Origin of the sequence: Anabaena sp. 90, assembly GCF_000312705.1 — a bacterium.
GTDB lineage: Bacteria > Cyanobacteriota > Cyanobacteriia > Cyanobacteriales > Nostocaceae > Dolichospermum > Dolichospermum lemmermannii.
On the sequence record NC_019427.1, the window covers coordinates 3,522,048 to 3,536,159 of the forward strand.

The following is a 14,112-nucleotide window of genomic DNA, read 5'->3' on the forward strand; positions in this document are numbered from 1 at the left end:
TAGTTTTATGCTTTTCAAATTGTATGCAGATTCATCTAGGTATGAAATTACTTTATCTTACAACCATCAAAATACGCAATGAAATTTCCCCAAACAGGTCCATCTAAAAATGCTCTAGGGAGATATCCTTTAGGCGCATCTAAAGAGTATTTAAGCTGATTATTAGATAAATATCTACCTCGATAACGCCAACCTAAATCAGTAGCAAAATCTTCAAAATGCTCGTTAGTTGGTTCAAATTTATTACCAAATAAACTCTTCCATTTTTGTGCTTGTGCAGAAAAACCAAAGCGACCTTGGCTTTTAGTTTGCCAAATTTGATTAATAAAGCTTAATTTTCCGCAGGACAATCGAGAAATTGCCTTATCATTGAGTGATCCAGAAGCTTGGCTAATCTCCAGCATTAGAGACTTTGTTTCCTCGTCAGCCCCTTTCCAATCACCTTGAGATAATAATTGTGATAATTTGTCCATACTAGCGGGAAAGTTTCCAGTATTGCCTATTGTGGCTATTGGTTCTTGTTCTGTCTTTGGCGGAATTACACCCCTACTAGGATTAGGAGTAGGAGGTTTCTCACCAATGAGAGCAAAATAGGTATTAATAGGAATTGCCCCATTAAATCCTGTTTTTCCCTCTGGGGATGTTCCTGTTTCCTTTTTTCCAGGTACTAGTTTTTTCACAGGTATGACTGGTTTCTGTATTCTGGTGGTTTGTAACTCGCTCGGATCACTGCCATCTTCTCCACCATAATCACCTTGTCCGTGAATACCGATAACTCTACCAGAAATATCAAACACTGGTCCGCCACTATTACCAGTTTTAGTAGTGGCATCATATACTAGGGTATAACCGTTCTTCTCTTTGCGAAGTAAAGTAGTCACCTTTCCTCGTGTAACTGAATATTCTCTCTCCGTCCCCCCTTTACCAAAAATAGTAGGAAAGCCAGTAACTTTAATATCTGCCTCCCTTTCTACCTCTTGAGAATTTCCTAAAGTAGCGACAGGATAATTTTCCTGGGCTTCAAAAGTAACCACAGCCAAATCTGGGTCATTCTCATTTTGCTGTAATGCCCGACGATCTTTAATCGGATAATCTTTACCAGTGTAAGTACGAATTGTGTAACTAACGTCTGTAGTACAAGTAATTTTTTTGCGTCCCTTTATGGCATCACAGACAACATGATTAGCCGTTAGAACGGTGTAAATTTTTCCTTTTTTATTAATAATTACACCTGAACCTCCGGGAGAGTTATTACCCTCACTATTAATTTGGACTGTAGTTTGTTGGGCAGTGTCCTCAAGTTTTCCCGCTTGCACGGGAATCAAGGCTACAAAAAATACAAATATTGACACCGTAACCGAGAAAATAGCAGAATTATTTTTCAGTATTTGGTTAGATAGATTCATATTTACATACAAATGACTTAAGTGAGATGGTATCACACCTACTTGGTAGAATCAATGGGTTTAGACAGGGAATTTACTCCCTGCCCATACTTTACCTTACAAGCGTCCTCCAGTATAAGCGCTCATAGGTTCTTTGATAAACCTGATGTAAAGATGCCTAAAAGTAGACTTAATCACACGCGGCATGGCAAAATCTATGGGCATTAACTTTTCGGGTAATTGCCAATCTGTAATTTGTAATAAATCGGGTGATAAATTCGGGAAGTGAATATCACTTAATTCTGGACATATTCCCAATCTTTGGGAAGCTGCAACTGTGGGAACTTGTGCGGGTGCAACTTGGAGAATTTCTAGCATTGCTCTATCTAAAGCAAATACATTACTCCCAGCTGCTAGAATTTCTAATTTCCGAGGTTCTCCCCCACTTGGTCCATTACCTTCATGACCAATAATTCCATCTAAAATTGTTAAAGTTGGATTAATTGCTCTGGCAGTTTCTACTAACATTTCTCCAAATTTGTTAGCATCTTTGCCAGCTTCCATGTGCCACCAAGCTTTCATTTTCCCAGGAACACAACCAAAGAGATTTTTAACTCCTAAAGTTAGGGTTAATTGCATATGAGATTTAACTTTAGGCAGATTAATAATCACGTCTGCTTCCATTGCTTCTTTCGATAAAAGCAAGTGATTAAAATTGTCGTTGACGGTTTGATAACGTTTCCCGTGAAATTCCACCAGTGGTAATTTTAGTTCTTCTAAAATTGGTAATAAACCATTCGCTATGGCCACACCTTTAGCACTACCAAAAGCGGGACTATCTCCTAAAAATGGATTTCCACCCACAGCAATTACCATTTCGGCAACAGCACGCACTAATTCTGGTCTGGTGGTACATTCTTTAGTAGGACGAGAACCTGTGAGCAGGTTGGGTTTGAGTAAAACGCGGTTGCCTGGTTTGACAAAAGCAGCCATGCCCCCTAAAGGTTCTAGCAGTGTTTCTAAGGATTCTTTTAAAGCTTCCTGTTCGTAGGATTTAGCCCGAATGAGACTAACAGATGGTTTTTGTGTTGACATGGAAAATAATTGCGTTATATTACATTCAGCATTAATACTGTATCAAAAATTAAACTATAGTGGAAAAGTTCTTGCTACTTTGACAAAGATGAATCTAAAGAACAGTTATGGTAGGGAGTTTTATGAAATACTAATTTTGCTAATATTTATTTTATTTCTCAGGGTAGATGAAACAGCTAAAATCACGCTCGCAAGATTTACGCGGCCTATTTGAGAAAAGTATCACTATAGAATATGTAGCCGAACCTCTCAAGGCTGTGTCGGTTGATGCTGATGTCAAAGAAGTATTACATTGGATGCAGTTACAAGATTTTGATGTGGTAGGGGTAGAGACAGAAAATATTATTAGTGGTTATGTGGAACGTTCTCATTTAATACAATGTCAGGCTGGAAAATGTAGCGACTACCAACAGATATTTCATCCCCAAGAATTAATTGCTATTTCCACACCTTTGATGAAATTATTGCCTATCTTAGCACAAAAACCCAGATTATTTGTCTTAGATTCTAACCAAGTTAGTGGTATTATTACTTACGGTGATTTACAAAAAGCCCCTGTGCGAATGCTACTGTTTAGCTTTATCACCCTTTTAGAAATGAATTTGTTACGATTGGTTAGGCTTTATTATCCTCAAGATTCTTGGCAACAATTTCTTAAACCTGATAGACTGGAGGCGGCTCAAAAATTATGGCGTGAGAGTCGAGAAAGAAACGAAGCTACAGATTTATTAGACTATTTACAATTTTGCGATAAGCGAGAATTGATATTAAATCAATCAGAACTACTTCCGCAATTAGGATTGAATTCAAAACGCTCTGGGGAAAAGTTTCTCAAGTCTGCTGAACGTTTACGCAACCGTTTAGCACACGCTCAAAACTTAGTTAGTGGTTCTTCTTGGCAAGAGTTAATTTCTTTAGCTGAAGCTATGGAAAAACTGTTAATTTGTTGTGAACAGATTGAATAATATCAATAGTATTTATTGCTGATTTGTTGAATAGACAACGCGCAAACTTTGGACTAAGATGACCAAAGATGCAATCGCCATTAATAGCCCCCAAAACCAATAAGGTAAAAACAAATATCGCTGCATTTGTCCTGTATCTGATAGTCCTAATGGACCCGCAGTATAACTAAATAAATAATCAAGTTGGTGATAGGTACTTACACAAGCCTGCACACCTAAAAATTGAATTGCAAACCCTTGTACCCAAAGAGGTGTTTTTAAGGCAATTCCCAATATCATCAAACCTAACAGGGGAATGGCCACAAAGCCAAACCAAGAACGCACCCAAATTAATGTGGACAGCAGTAAAAATCCCCCTAAAATTTTTAAACTCAAGGAAGTTGTTTTCAAACTTCGAGAAGCAAGAATTAAGCTGGCACCGGCAATAGGTGGACCCATTGGACCGGCAGCCGCTACTAAGCCAATCCCCAGGTATCCCCAGGTGTTACTTAAAGTATAATGAGCTACGCCAGAACCGTTACCAAAAATTTCTAATTTTTGAAATTGTCCCCCCAACATCAAGGCCATTAAACCGTGACCCATTTCATGAAACCAAGTTGCTAAGATAGAAAATGGGTACAAAATATAATTACCTATGGGTATCTGCCACATAATTGCTGTGACTATAGCCGCTGCTACTAACCAGGTTAGCCCCATTTGTTCTACTTCTGTTGGTGTTTCTTGAGTAAATAAAGGTTTGAAATTTTTACTGGGTTCTCTCATTAGTGACTCTCCTGTCCATAATTACACTAATTAGCTGAATATTCTTACTTCTCTGAGAAAGTAGGAATAGCAAATAAGAGGAAATGGTAATTTATTCCCAAGTGGCTGCATTCCGTAACACAGTAGGAATTTCACCTTGTGATAAGGGAAACTCTAACATTGTTTCTTTATAACCTAAATACCCAGATTCAGTAAATGATAAAAGCATTCGTTCTAGTGCTAACCAAACTTCTGATTCGTATTCCCAATCATGATAACGTCTAGCACGTCCAGCAATGGAACGTAAAGCCCAAAAGTAGGAATTTCTAACTACAGAACCGCCTTTTTTAAATTCTGGTACGTCTTCATGGTGAATAAATAAAATGTTATTTTCAATTCTGGATCTCATAATTATGTGCTGATAACTGAAAGGGGCTGTATACCCTCATAATTCTTTACGGTGTTTGCATCTGCAAATTCTTTAATGTCCTCTGTAAAAACTTAGCCCATTCTGCTGCGAGGGGAACTTCTGTAAATGGAACACAAATTGATTTAGGAGTAGTTAATAAAAACTCTAATTCAATTTTTCGACCTTTGGGGGGGGGATTTTCTATATCTACGGCATTACCATTTACTAAAAAACGAATTTCTTGAACATCCAACAAAGAAAAAGTTTCTAATTCAATTGGTCCTTTAGTTGTGGGTTTTCCCCAAGTGATATCATCACCTTTTTGAGCTAACACTGCATAAATATCATATTTAGCCCGTTCAAATTGTTCTGCCCAAATTTGATAAGCTTGAAGTTTCTTAAATTCCTGTGAACCTTGCCACGCTAACCAGAAAAATGCTACTAACAGAGGCAACCATAAAAGACCACGTTCCATAATAATTCGTAATTCCTCTTTGAGAGGAGCGTCGTTAATTTAATTAGAAAACAGGTAAGAAGATAGAATTTTCTCTAAAATCTCCCAAATACCATTTTACAATATCCAATATAAATATAGGTCATAAGCAAAGATACAAAATTTAATGTATTATCTAATATTAGTAGATTGACTAATTTATCATCAGATTTCCCTTAACTCACGCCATCATACCCCGGAATTGATTGAATGTACCTACTAAGTAGGTGAACACAATAAAACCAAACTGTGTAAAGAGATGTAAAATCGCTGAAAACTTCTTTACTCTTGCCTCTGGTTACTGAGCGAAGTCGAAGTATTGCCTCAAGCCTAGTGCTATGACGACAATTTTCAACGCCAACCTACTTATATGAGCTATGGTAGTAAGAAAATTCCCTCTCCGTGCTGTCTTTCTTTGAAGACGGGGATATAAGAGAAAAAAATGAAAAAACTGCTATTGTTGTGCTTGTTTCTCATTGGACTGACTGCTGCTGTGTTTGGGTTTCTGAATTTTCAGGGACTGGCAGCTAAAGGTGAGTTTGAGACAATTTTGCTAGATTTTCGGGAAGATGTGGCAGAAAATGTGATTGAGAAGGATCTACAAGCGATCGCTCAAGAATATCATGTTACCCCCCAATTGGATAATAAATATTCAGCAGCGGATCATGTGTATATTATCAAAGGCGATCGCCAAAGACTCAACGATTTAAGAAAATCTTCCTTTGCCAAAGTTACAGAATTTATCGAGCCAAATTACATTTACAAAATCGTCCCCCAAGGACAAGCCACTTGGTTAGGAGAACTGTTAGCACCGCAGCAAAATGAAGAACCAAGTTCGTCTTTAATTGGTCCAAATGACCAGTATTATAGCAAACAATGGAACTTACACAAAATCGGCGTAGAAGCGGCATGGACTCGGAGTAAAGGTAGTGGTATCACTGTTGCCGTAATTGATACTGGCATTACCAAAGTCCGCGATTTATATGAAACCAAATTTGTCAAAGGCTATGATTTCGTCAACGACACAGAGGCAGCCAAAGACGACAACGGACACGGAACTCATGTCGCTGGTACAGTTGCCCAAGCCACCAATAACGCCTATGGTGTCGCTGGAGTTGCCTATGAAGCCAGCCTCATGCCCTTAAAGGTATTAAATGCTGACGGTGCAGGAACAGTAGCCGACATTGCCGAAGCCATCAAATTTGCGGCTGATAACGGCGCAGACATCATTAACATGAGCTTAGGTGGTGGTGGAGAAAGCCAACTCATGGAAGATGCGGTTAAATATGCCCATAACAAAGGTGTAACTATCATTGCTGCCGCAGGTAATGAAAACACCAACGGCGTAAGCTACCCTGCCCGTTATGATCATGTTATTGGCGTTTCCGCTTTTAGACCTGACGGTGAAAGAGCATCCTATTCTAACTATGGTGCGGGTGTGGATATTTCTGCCCCTGGAGGGAGTGAAACTGGGACAATTCTCCAAGAAACTATTAATGAACAAGGTGAAGGCGTATTTCTCGGACTTCAAGGCACAAGTATGGCTTCTCCCCACGTTGCGGGTGTAGCGGCATTAATCAAAGCCTTGGGAATCAAAGAACCCGATGAAATTTTGCAAGTTCTCCAACAGTCAGCCAGAGTCATTCAAGACGACGGTTTGAACTATTATGGGGCTGGACAACTCAACGCCGAAGCCGCAGTTAAATTAGCCAGCGACGGTATAATTAGTGTTCCTGACTTTTTCCGGTGGTTGCGAGAACAGGGTTATCTTAATCCCGGCTTTTGGATAGATGGCGGAGCGATCGCTTTAGTGCCTAAAATATTCATGGTAATAGGTTCTTATCTTCTAGCTTGGTTCTTACGGGTTTACTTCCCCTTCACTTGGAGTTGGTCTTTATTCAGCGGCTTAACTTTCGGCAGTTCTGGCTTATTCTTCCTCAAAGGATTTTATATCTTTGATCTTCCTCAATGGCCTTTCCGGGTTTTAGGTAGTTCCATTCCCGAACTAGGTAACACTTTACAGGGAACAGACGCATTAAATCCTCTTTTTGCCAGTGTTTTAATTCCTTTTGTTTTAATAGCCTTATTTTTAGGACATCCTAGTTGGAAATGGTTTGCTATTGGTGCAACTTTAGGAATAACAGCTTTTCTGACCGTTAGTGCTGTTTATGATCCTGCCGTTTGGGGTTTAGGAAATAGTAACCTAGCTCGAATTTTCCTTCTTGTTAATGCTGTACTTTGTTATGGACTAGCCCGGTTAGCATTGAAAAAAGACGGACAAACTGCTTAATTAGGTAATTGGTAATTGGTAATTGGTAATGGGTAAGATTTTTTCCTATTATCCATTGCTAACAACTGACAACTGACAACTGTACGGGCGAAGCATTTGGAGAACTATTTTTGGCAATGACCGATAATTTATCTTCCAAATGCTTCGCCCCTACTAACAACTAACAACTGTACGGGCGAAGCATTTGCAGAACTATTTTTGGCAATGACCGATAATTTATCTTCCAAATGCTTCGCCCCTACTAACAACTAACAACTGTACGGGCGAAGCATTTGCAGAACTATTTTTGGCAATGACCGATAATTTATCTTCCAAATGCTTCGCCCCTACTAACAACTAACAACTGACAAATGACTATTACAGCTACAGGTACTATTGAACGTCGGAATATTGGGCTTGGTGCTTGGGCTTTTGTGACAGAAGATGGTGTTACATACGAAATCTCAAAAAGTGCTGATAAAAACTTACTTAAATCAGGACAAAAAGCCAAAATAACCGGAAAAGTTCGAGAAGATTTAATGACAGCAGCGATGATTGGTTCTATTCTAGAAGTTCATTCTTTTGAAGTGATGACATAATTTACGCCTATAGCTATCCTAAATCAGTTATGAACAATTATATCCCCGACTTCTTAGAGAAGTCGGGGATATAACTCTTGCAATATTCACAAATTAAAGTTAATTTCGGGAATTATGCTGACTTTTACCCAACGTCAACCACCTAATGCTGATGCTATAGTGAATATCACTCTTTCACTAACTGCGGAAGAACGAACTCGTAGCCGTCATAAATTTATATTAGCAGATGGTCAGGAGGTTTTTTTGCGGTTAGCTAGAGGTACAGTATTACATGATAGCGATATTCTCACAAATGAAACCGAAAGTATTTATATGAGAATTATTGCTAAACCTGAACCTGTTTTAACTGTATTAGCAGAAATTCCTTTATTATTAAGGGCTGCATATCATTTAGGAAATCGTCATGTTCCTGTAGAAATAACTTCGACTTATTTACGCTTATCTCCAGATGCAGTTTTAGCTGCTATGTTAATCCAATTAGGGTTAGAAATTAAAGAAGAAATCTTACCTTTTCAACCAGAATTAGGGGCTTATGGAAATCACTCTCACGCATAGCCATTTTTTGACAATTTTACAATTAGCAAGTCCAGCTTTACCCGTTGGTGCTTATGGCTATTCGGAAGGGTTGGAGATGTTAATAGAAAATGGTACTATTACGAATATAGAAAATCTCAAAGATTGGCTAAAATCTGAATTAATTTATGGCTCAATTCGCCTAGATGCGGCGATAATGATGAGGGGTTTTCATGCTGTTAAATCAGGTGATAGGTCGGCTTTAAAGCGGTGGAATTTATGGTTATCTGCTGCGAGAGATACGGAAGAATTACGGGCTGCTAGTTGGCAAATGGGACGTTCTCTAATGCAATTATTAGGGAAGTTAGAACCGGAAATTTTGCCTGTGGTGAATGCTGTGGGTTATCCTGCTAATTATGCGATCGCATTTGCTATAGCTTGCGCTCATTGGGATATAAATATTCAAGCTGCTTTATTAGCTTATTTACACAGTTGGGCTAATAATTTAATTACCGCTGGTATCAAACTTATTCCGCTGGGACAAACTGCGGGACAGGAGTTATTACTGGGTTTACAACCTTTATTAATTACTACTGTGGGGGAGATTTTGACAATGGAAGATGATGATTTAGGATGTTGTAATTGGGGTTTGTCTTTAGCGAGTATGCAGCACGAAATCCAATATACTAGATTGTTTAGGAGCTAAGAATCATGACGGCTTTAAGAGTAGGCGTTGCGGGTCCTGTAGGTTCGGGGAAAACGGCTTTGGTAGATGCTTTATGTAAGGGTTTACGGGAAAAATATCAGTTAGCTGTGGTGACAAATGATATATATACTCAAGAAGATGCTCAGTTTTTAGTCCGTTCTCAGGCTTTGTCAAGCGATCGCATTTTGGGTGTAGAAACAGGTGGTTGTCCCCATACTGCTATCCGTGAAGATGCTTCTATGAATTTAGCCGCAATTGAACAATTAGAAGAAAAATTTACCAATTTAGATTTAGTCTTTTTAGAGAGTGGTGGAGATAATTTAGCTGCTACTTTTAGTCCTGAATTAGTAGATTTAACCATTTATGTCATTGATGTGGCTGCTGGTGATAAAATTCCCCGTAAAGGTGGACCGGGTATTACTAAATCCGATTTATTAGTGATTAATAAAACTGATCTTGCTCCCTATGTGGGTGCTGATTTGAATGTCATGGAAAGAGACGCAAAAAAAATGCGCGGTGATAAGCCTTTTATTTTTACAAATCTGAAAACTCAAACTGGTTTAGGAGATGTGATTCAGTTTGTGAATGCAGCTATTTGTTAATTGTCAGAAATGGCTAACGCCACGCTTCGCTATCAGGATTTACAGGATTAAAGGATTTTCAGGATGTTAGCTTGTGATTGATATTATAATGATACGATGTAACTAATATATAGTAATCACAAGTTATCTTACAAACCATGTTTGAATAATTGTCTATCTTAATGTATAATTTATGATACTCAAATTTTCAACAGGTAATAAAAACAAATTGACTACTATCGGAAGTTATCAGGTAAAAGTTTTAATTGAATCTAACACTGAAGAAATTGCTTTTATTTCTCCAGCAAGTATTAATGATCTACCCACTGACTGGACTTGTGACTGGTTGAATATATGGAATAATACCAGTTTTCACTGCCAAAATATAGTTAAGCTTGTTTATAAGGGTAAAGTTTGGGGATTGGTTAAATATAGTCTTTATCCATATTTTTATCCTGAACCCGCTCCTCCCATATTTATGGAAATAAACAATATAGAAGCACACCCTACCAATCGTGGAGATGTTACTTCAAGGTTAATTGAACCTATTGGTAAATGGTTAATTTGGTATGCAATAAAGGTTGCTTTCGAGTTTTGTCCAGTAACATCAGTAGAATCATTCGTTTCGCTGGAAGCTTTGGATGAAGCTGTGGCATACTATAGGGATAAGGTACAGATGGAATATCTTGGTTTTTTAGGTAGCACTCCTAGTGGAGAAGACTTATATGTGTTCAGATTTTCACGAACCGCAGCAGCAGAATTTTGTCAACGACATGAAACCAGATGGGGAAACCCAAAGTTATATGAATAGTAATGAAATAATGGCAGGATCAAAAGAGATAATGACTCATGCTCAAAGACAGGCTTTTTTGAAAACATCTCGTCTAGGTAAGCTACTGGGAGTTGCACATTTACTTCCTGAAGTTGAAGAAGTAAAAGAAGAAATCTCGAAAAATTTACCACACGTAAAACGAATGCGTGGACTATTTAAACCTGGGGAACAAAAAAATCAACAACTTTATTCTAAAGATACAGAAGTTGCTAAACATGGAAATTAGGAGTTAGAGCAGCACCAGTGATTAGAAGAGTTTTATTAGACGATGATATTATTCTAGATATTTTGCTAGATAGAGATCCATTTGTACAAGTTTCCGTAGAAATTTGTAATTTAATCGAATCTAAAAAAATAGAGGGTTATGTAACACCAATAACCCTTAATAAAATCTTCAATGTTGGTAAACAAAACGGAGGAGTTGAAATTGCTTGGCAAGCAATAGCCGAGATTAGAACTATACTAAAAGTCTAGTGAGGTGACAACGAAGTTATTACCGCTAAATTGGCCAGATGAAGAACTACCAGGAATTCTCTCATTTTGTCAGGCATTACCATTGCGATCGCCCATAGAAATCAGAGAAGATCTCATAGTAGAATTATTTCCCGCAGGTCATTTACCCGGTGCTGTGGCGATTCTCCTCACTTACCACACCCCCAACCGTGATTATAAATTACTTTACACAGGTGATTTTTTCCTATCCAACTCCCGTTTAGTCGAAGGGTTGCGACTAGATGAACTCCGGGGTTTAAATTTAGACGTGCTATTAATTGAAGGTAGTTATGGGACATCTCGCCATACCCATCGCCGCAATCAAGAAAATCAACTAGCAGAAAGGATTCATCGCGCCATTAGTGCCGGTAGAACAGATGAGAGTTATTCAGTAATTTTACCAACTCCGGCTTTAGGTTTAGGTCAAGAATTACTCATGCTGTTACGTTCCCATCACCACTTTACAGGTAGAGATGTAGACATTTGGGTTGATGGTGCTGTAGCTGCTGGTTGTGATGCCTATTTAGAACTTTTACCACATCTTCCCGCCGCAGTTCAAAATTTCGCCCGTCACCAACCTTTATTTTGGGATGAACGAGTAAAACCCCGTGTAAGAAGATTAAAGCCAGAAAATCTAGCAACTTTAGGGACATCACCTTGTATTGTTCTTACAGATTCTTCCTCAGATTTACGTAAATATTGTCAACCAAACACAGGCAATTGGTTAATTCTTTTACCTGAAAAAATTGATATTCCAGTTAATCCAGAATATTTAGCACCGACAAAATTTGAAAGTTATCTGTTAGCGCAACATAGTGATGGACCAGGAACAACCCAGCTAATTCATAATTTACGCCCGCAACACGTGATTTTTGTGCATGGTTCTCCAAGTTATCTGGCTGACTTAACTTGTTTAGAAGAGTTACAAAATCGCTATCATGTCCATTCACCAGCCCCAGGGACTCTAGTAGAATTACCGATTGGGGAAACATTTTTACAACCTGCTGCCCCAGAAATTAATTATGAGGGGGAGGTGACGGAGTTGGGAACTGTTATTACCATCACTCTTCCCGATACGGTGACAGCAGATCCCCGGTGGCGACAATTTGCTGATACGGGTTTAATAGAAGCGCGTTGGCAGGGTGAAGACTTGGTATTACGGGGGTTATCTCCGCGAGAACTCTTAAACCCGAATAACCTTCGCCCTAATTCTGGTGATATTGCCTGCTGTGGTAGCTGCCGACACCAAAGAGGGCAACGGTGTTGGAACCCCGCTGCCCCCTTATATAATTTCAAAGTTACCCTGGACGGATACTGTCCTGCTTTTGAACGCTTGACGTGAATTTAATTTAGGAGCGTTTAATCTGGATTTAGGTCAGTATAAGGGTTAGGAATACGCTCTGCTTCTGGACAGTCTTCAGTTGTCAGCGGATCTATGTTACCGCGTTGCACTGAAGCTAATTTTTGAGTAACAGATCCGATACTTTCGAGACGAACCATTTCCTCCCAAGAACAAACTTCATCTTCTTCGTCTGTTTCATAGCGTAAAGTCACTAAATCGCCTTCGATATCAATGATGCGGGCCCGCTCTATCCAGCGTTGCTGATCCCGCAAAAAAACACATACCTCCCGCCCGTCGCAACACAGTTGATAAATCTTGCGGTGTAGCATGTAGTGCTTCTGCCTTTTTATACAACGTAGTTAAACCTGTCAAATTCGGGTTTCATCCCCATAATATCAGCCTCTAGGAGGTGAATTTCGCGGTGAGAACCCGGTAAGTTCAGTGACTCAATTTTACCACTTATTTTTAGTCATTAGTGTTAGATGAAATTTTGGGTCTTAAGCTTTAGTTTACCGCATTAGTTGAACAGCTATAGCAACTGTTAACATCTACAGACATTTTTCTTTGATTTGGCGTTTCCACAGGGAAAGTTACTTATCCCTGGCAGGACTGCTTTAGCAATAAAATCGTCTGAACATAACATAGCTTTTTACCTTTTAACTAGACTATCTAGCCAAGTACAGACAAACCAGTGGCTGATCTCCAAAAGATTTTCGCCAGGGTTAAAATCTGTATTATAATGATAACATTGTTTCTAATTTCTTAACCGTGAATAATTTTTTTGTATAAATTTTTGAATAAAATCCCCAGGGCGTTACGGAAGCAAGATGTAAGTATTACTTGGTTTGGATAGTTTAAGTTGATCTAACTAGGGTAAAAACTGGCGGAAATCTTCATCTTGCTGGCTCAATTTGACCCAATCTAAGTTAAGGGCTTGAAATTTCTGGACTAAGCGATCGCACGCTGGGCGTTCTGTGGCATAATGTCCAGCATCAATTAATACAATACCACGATCACGGCTTTCTTGAAATTGATGAAATTTACAGTCAGACGTTAAGTAAACTTGGGCATTAGTTTTAACTACGGCTGAAATATAACCTGCACCAGAACCACCTAAAACAGCTACCCGTGAAATTTGCTGTTGTAAATCAGCCATTGGGGAGAAAATTAAATGGGGCGGATTTAATTGAGTTTGAATATTATTAATTACCTCTTGTAATGTCAAAGTAGGTTTTAGTATTCCTACACGCCCATAACCTAAACCTGCTTGGGTAGGAACAATAGGTGATACTTCTTGAAGTTCCAGAAGTTGCGCTAAAACGTCAGCAGTTCCATCTGCCACTTGGTCAAAATTAGTATGGGCGGTATAAATTCCAATATTATGGGTAAAAGCTAACCGCACCATTTCTGTTAAGGCTTCCCCAGTGCGGAAAGATTTGGGAGGGTAAAAAATGAGGGGATGATGGGCAAATATTAGGTTAGCATGGAGAGCGATCGCTTCCTGCATTACGGCTAAAGTCGGAGTTAAACACACTAAAACCCGCGCTTCTGTAGACAAAACACCGGGTTCAACCTGCCAACCGCAATTATCCCAACTTTCGCACCAAGCGGGATTTGCCCATTCTTCAAACCAGGTAATTAAATCAGCAACTTTCATTAAATTTAAATAAATCAATAGTAGATCAAACGT

General features: G+C 38.9%; 16 protein-coding genes and 1 pseudogene. 10 read left to right on the forward strand and 7 right to left on the reverse strand.

The genetic code is table 11. From position 1 onward, the window contains the following. Window positions 1-47: 47 nt before the first annotated feature. Window positions 48-1,406, reverse strand: a complete 1,359-nt coding sequence (locus ANA_RS23645) for a GUN4 domain-containing protein (protein ID WP_051155196.1) — start codon at window positions 1,404-1,406, stop codon at window positions 48-50. 96 nt (window positions 1,407-1,502) lie between these two features. Further along, on the reverse strand, window positions 1,503-2,480 hold the full coding sequence (locus ANA_RS15270) for a DUF362 domain-containing protein (protein ID WP_015080943.1): 978 nt from the start codon (window positions 2,478-2,480) through the stop codon (window positions 1,503-1,505). A 167-nt stretch (window positions 2,481-2,647) separates the two neighbouring features. Here ANA_RS15270 and ANA_RS15275 point away from each other — a divergent pair, with 167 nt between their 5' ends. Further along, entirely contained in the window at window positions 2,648-3,445 is a 798-nt protein-coding gene (locus ANA_RS15275; protein ID WP_015080944.1) for a hypothetical protein, read from the forward strand. A gap of 12 nt (window positions 3,446-3,457) precedes the next feature. Here the strand turns inward: ANA_RS15275 and ANA_RS15280 are convergent, their stop codons facing one another. The 3 genes from ANA_RS15280 to ANA_RS15290 all read right to left on the reverse strand — a co-directional run bounded on the left by ANA_RS15280 (window position 3,458) and on the right by ANA_RS15290 (window position 5,070). Continuing rightward, window positions 3,458-4,207: a M50 family metallopeptidase gene (locus ANA_RS15280; RefSeq protein WP_015080945.1), complete on the reverse strand. Its 750-nt coding sequence runs from the start codon at window positions 4,205-4,207 to the stop codon at window positions 3,458-3,460. Window positions 4,208-4,298: 91 nt separating this feature from the next. Beyond that, window positions 4,299-4,595, reverse strand: coding sequence for a hypothetical protein (locus tag ANA_RS15285; protein WP_015080946.1), 297 nt, complete (start codon window positions 4,593-4,595; stop codon window positions 4,299-4,301). Between the two features lie 46 nt (window positions 4,596-4,641). Further along, a complete protein-coding gene (locus tag ANA_RS15290) occupies window positions 4,642-5,070 on the reverse strand; it encodes a hypothetical protein (RefSeq protein WP_015080947.1) in 429 nt (142 codons plus the stop codon). A 460-nt stretch (window positions 5,071-5,530) separates the two neighbouring features. On the opposite strand from ANA_RS15290, the gene ANA_RS15295 reads away from it, so the two are divergent. The 9 genes and pseudogenes from ANA_RS15295 to ANA_RS15335 form a co-directional block, all read left to right on the forward strand. Further along, window positions 5,531-7,378: a S8 family peptidase gene (locus ANA_RS15295; protein ID WP_015080948.1), complete on the forward strand. Its 1,848-nt coding sequence runs from the start codon at window positions 5,531-5,533 to the stop codon at window positions 7,376-7,378. A gap of 350 nt (window positions 7,379-7,728) precedes the next feature. After that, window positions 7,729-7,956, forward strand: a complete 228-nt coding sequence (locus tag ANA_RS15300) for a hypothetical protein (RefSeq protein ID WP_015080949.1) — start codon at window positions 7,729-7,731, stop codon at window positions 7,954-7,956. Window positions 7,957-8,070: 114 nt separating this feature from the next. Beyond that, window positions 8,071-8,511 (forward strand): urease accessory protein UreE, encoded by a 441-nt coding sequence (gene ureE, locus ANA_RS15305; protein ID WP_015080950.1) that lies wholly within the window; start codon window positions 8,071-8,073, stop codon window positions 8,509-8,511. Further along, the gene (locus tag ANA_RS15310; RefSeq protein WP_015080951.1) at window positions 8,489-9,175 is read left to right on the forward strand and encodes an urease accessory protein UreF; all 687 of its coding nucleotides are present in this window, start codon (window positions 8,489-8,491) and stop codon (window positions 9,173-9,175) included. The genes ureE and ANA_RS15310 overlap by 23 nt, the downstream gene beginning before the upstream one ends. A 5-nt stretch (window positions 9,176-9,180) precedes the next feature. Next, window positions 9,181-9,777, forward strand: coding sequence for an urease accessory protein UreG (ureG, locus tag ANA_RS15315; RefSeq protein ID WP_015080952.1), 597 nt, complete (start codon window positions 9,181-9,183; stop codon window positions 9,775-9,777). 208 nt (window positions 9,778-9,985) lie between these two features. Then, the gene (locus ANA_RS15320; RefSeq protein ID WP_041458476.1) at window positions 9,986-10,567 is read left to right on the forward strand and encodes a hypothetical protein; all 582 of its coding nucleotides are present in this window, start codon (window positions 9,986-9,988) and stop codon (window positions 10,565-10,567) included. Next, window positions 10,560-10,814, forward strand: a complete 255-nt coding sequence (locus ANA_RS27765; RefSeq protein WP_235081860.1) for a hypothetical protein — start codon at window positions 10,560-10,562, stop codon at window positions 10,812-10,814. Before ANA_RS15320 ends, ANA_RS27765 begins: the two co-directional genes overlap by 8 nt. A gap of 17 nt (window positions 10,815-10,831) precedes the next feature. Further along, window positions 10,832-11,062 (forward strand): PIN domain-containing protein, encoded by a 231-nt coding sequence (locus ANA_RS26870; RefSeq protein WP_051155197.1) that lies wholly within the window; start codon window positions 10,832-10,834, stop codon window positions 11,060-11,062. Continuing rightward, window positions 11,058-12,422, forward strand: a pseudogene (locus ANA_RS15335) (MBL fold metallo-hydrolase RNA specificity domain-containing protein); the annotation flags it as partial. The gene ANA_RS26870 and the pseudogene ANA_RS15335, both read left to right, overlap by 5 nt. Before the next feature lie 17 nt (window positions 12,423-12,439). On the opposite strand, the gene ANA_RS15340 reads toward ANA_RS15335, so the two are convergent. Beyond that, entirely contained in the window at window positions 12,440-12,751 is a 312-nt protein-coding gene (locus ANA_RS15340; protein ID WP_015080955.1) for a DUF6679 family protein, read from the reverse strand. Window positions 12,752-13,290: 539 nt separating this feature from the next. Next, window positions 13,291-14,079 carry a Nif3-like dinuclear metal center hexameric protein gene (locus ANA_RS15345; RefSeq protein WP_015080956.1) on the reverse strand — a complete coding sequence of 263 codons (789 nt, stop codon included), beginning with the start codon at window positions 14,077-14,079 and terminating at the stop codon, window positions 13,291-13,293. Window positions 14,080-14,112: the final 33 nt, after the last annotated feature.

Coding starts and splice junctions, on each gene's coding strand:
- ureE (WP_015080950.1), top strand. CDS start 8,071: ATGCTGACTTTTACCCAACGTCAACCACCTAATGCTGATGCTATAGTG.
- ANA_RS15270 (WP_015080943.1), bottom strand. CDS start 2,480: ATGTCAACACAAAAACCATCTGTTAGTCTCATTCGGGCTAAATCCTAC.
- ANA_RS15290 (WP_015080947.1), bottom strand. CDS start 5,070: ATGGAACGTGGTCTTTTATGGTTGCCTCTGTTAGTAGCATTTTTCTGG.
- ANA_RS15340 (WP_015080955.1), bottom strand. CDS start 12,751: ATGCTACACCGCAAGATTTATCAACTGTGTTGCGACGGGCGGGAGGTA.
- ANA_RS15280 (WP_015080945.1), bottom strand. CDS start 4,207: ATGAGAGAACCCAGTAAAAATTTCAAACCTTTATTTACTCAAGAAACA.
- ANA_RS15310 (WP_015080951.1), top strand. CDS start 8,489: ATGGAAATCACTCTCACGCATAGCCATTTTTTGACAATTTTACAATTA.
- ureG (WP_015080952.1), top strand. CDS start 9,181: ATGACGGCTTTAAGAGTAGGCGTTGCGGGTCCTGTAGGTTCGGGGAAA.
- ANA_RS15295 (WP_015080948.1), top strand. CDS start 5,531: ATGAAAAAACTGCTATTGTTGTGCTTGTTTCTCATTGGACTGACTGCT.
- ANA_RS15300 (WP_015080949.1), top strand. CDS start 7,729: ATGACTATTACAGCTACAGGTACTATTGAACGTCGGAATATTGGGCTT.
- ANA_RS15275 (WP_015080944.1), top strand. CDS start 2,648: ATGAAACAGCTAAAATCACGCTCGCAAGATTTACGCGGCCTATTTGAG.
- ANA_RS23645 (WP_051155196.1), bottom strand. CDS start 1,406: ATGAATCTATCTAACCAAATACTGAAAAATAATTCTGCTATTTTCTCG.
- ANA_RS15345 (WP_015080956.1), bottom strand. CDS start 14,079: ATGAAAGTTGCTGATTTAATTACCTGGTTTGAAGAATGGGCAAATCCC.
- ANA_RS27765 (WP_235081860.1), top strand. CDS start 10,560: ATGAATAGTAATGAAATAATGGCAGGATCAAAAGAGATAATGACTCAT.
- ANA_RS15285 (WP_015080946.1), bottom strand. CDS start 4,595: ATGAGATCCAGAATTGAAAATAACATTTTATTTATTCACCATGAAGAC.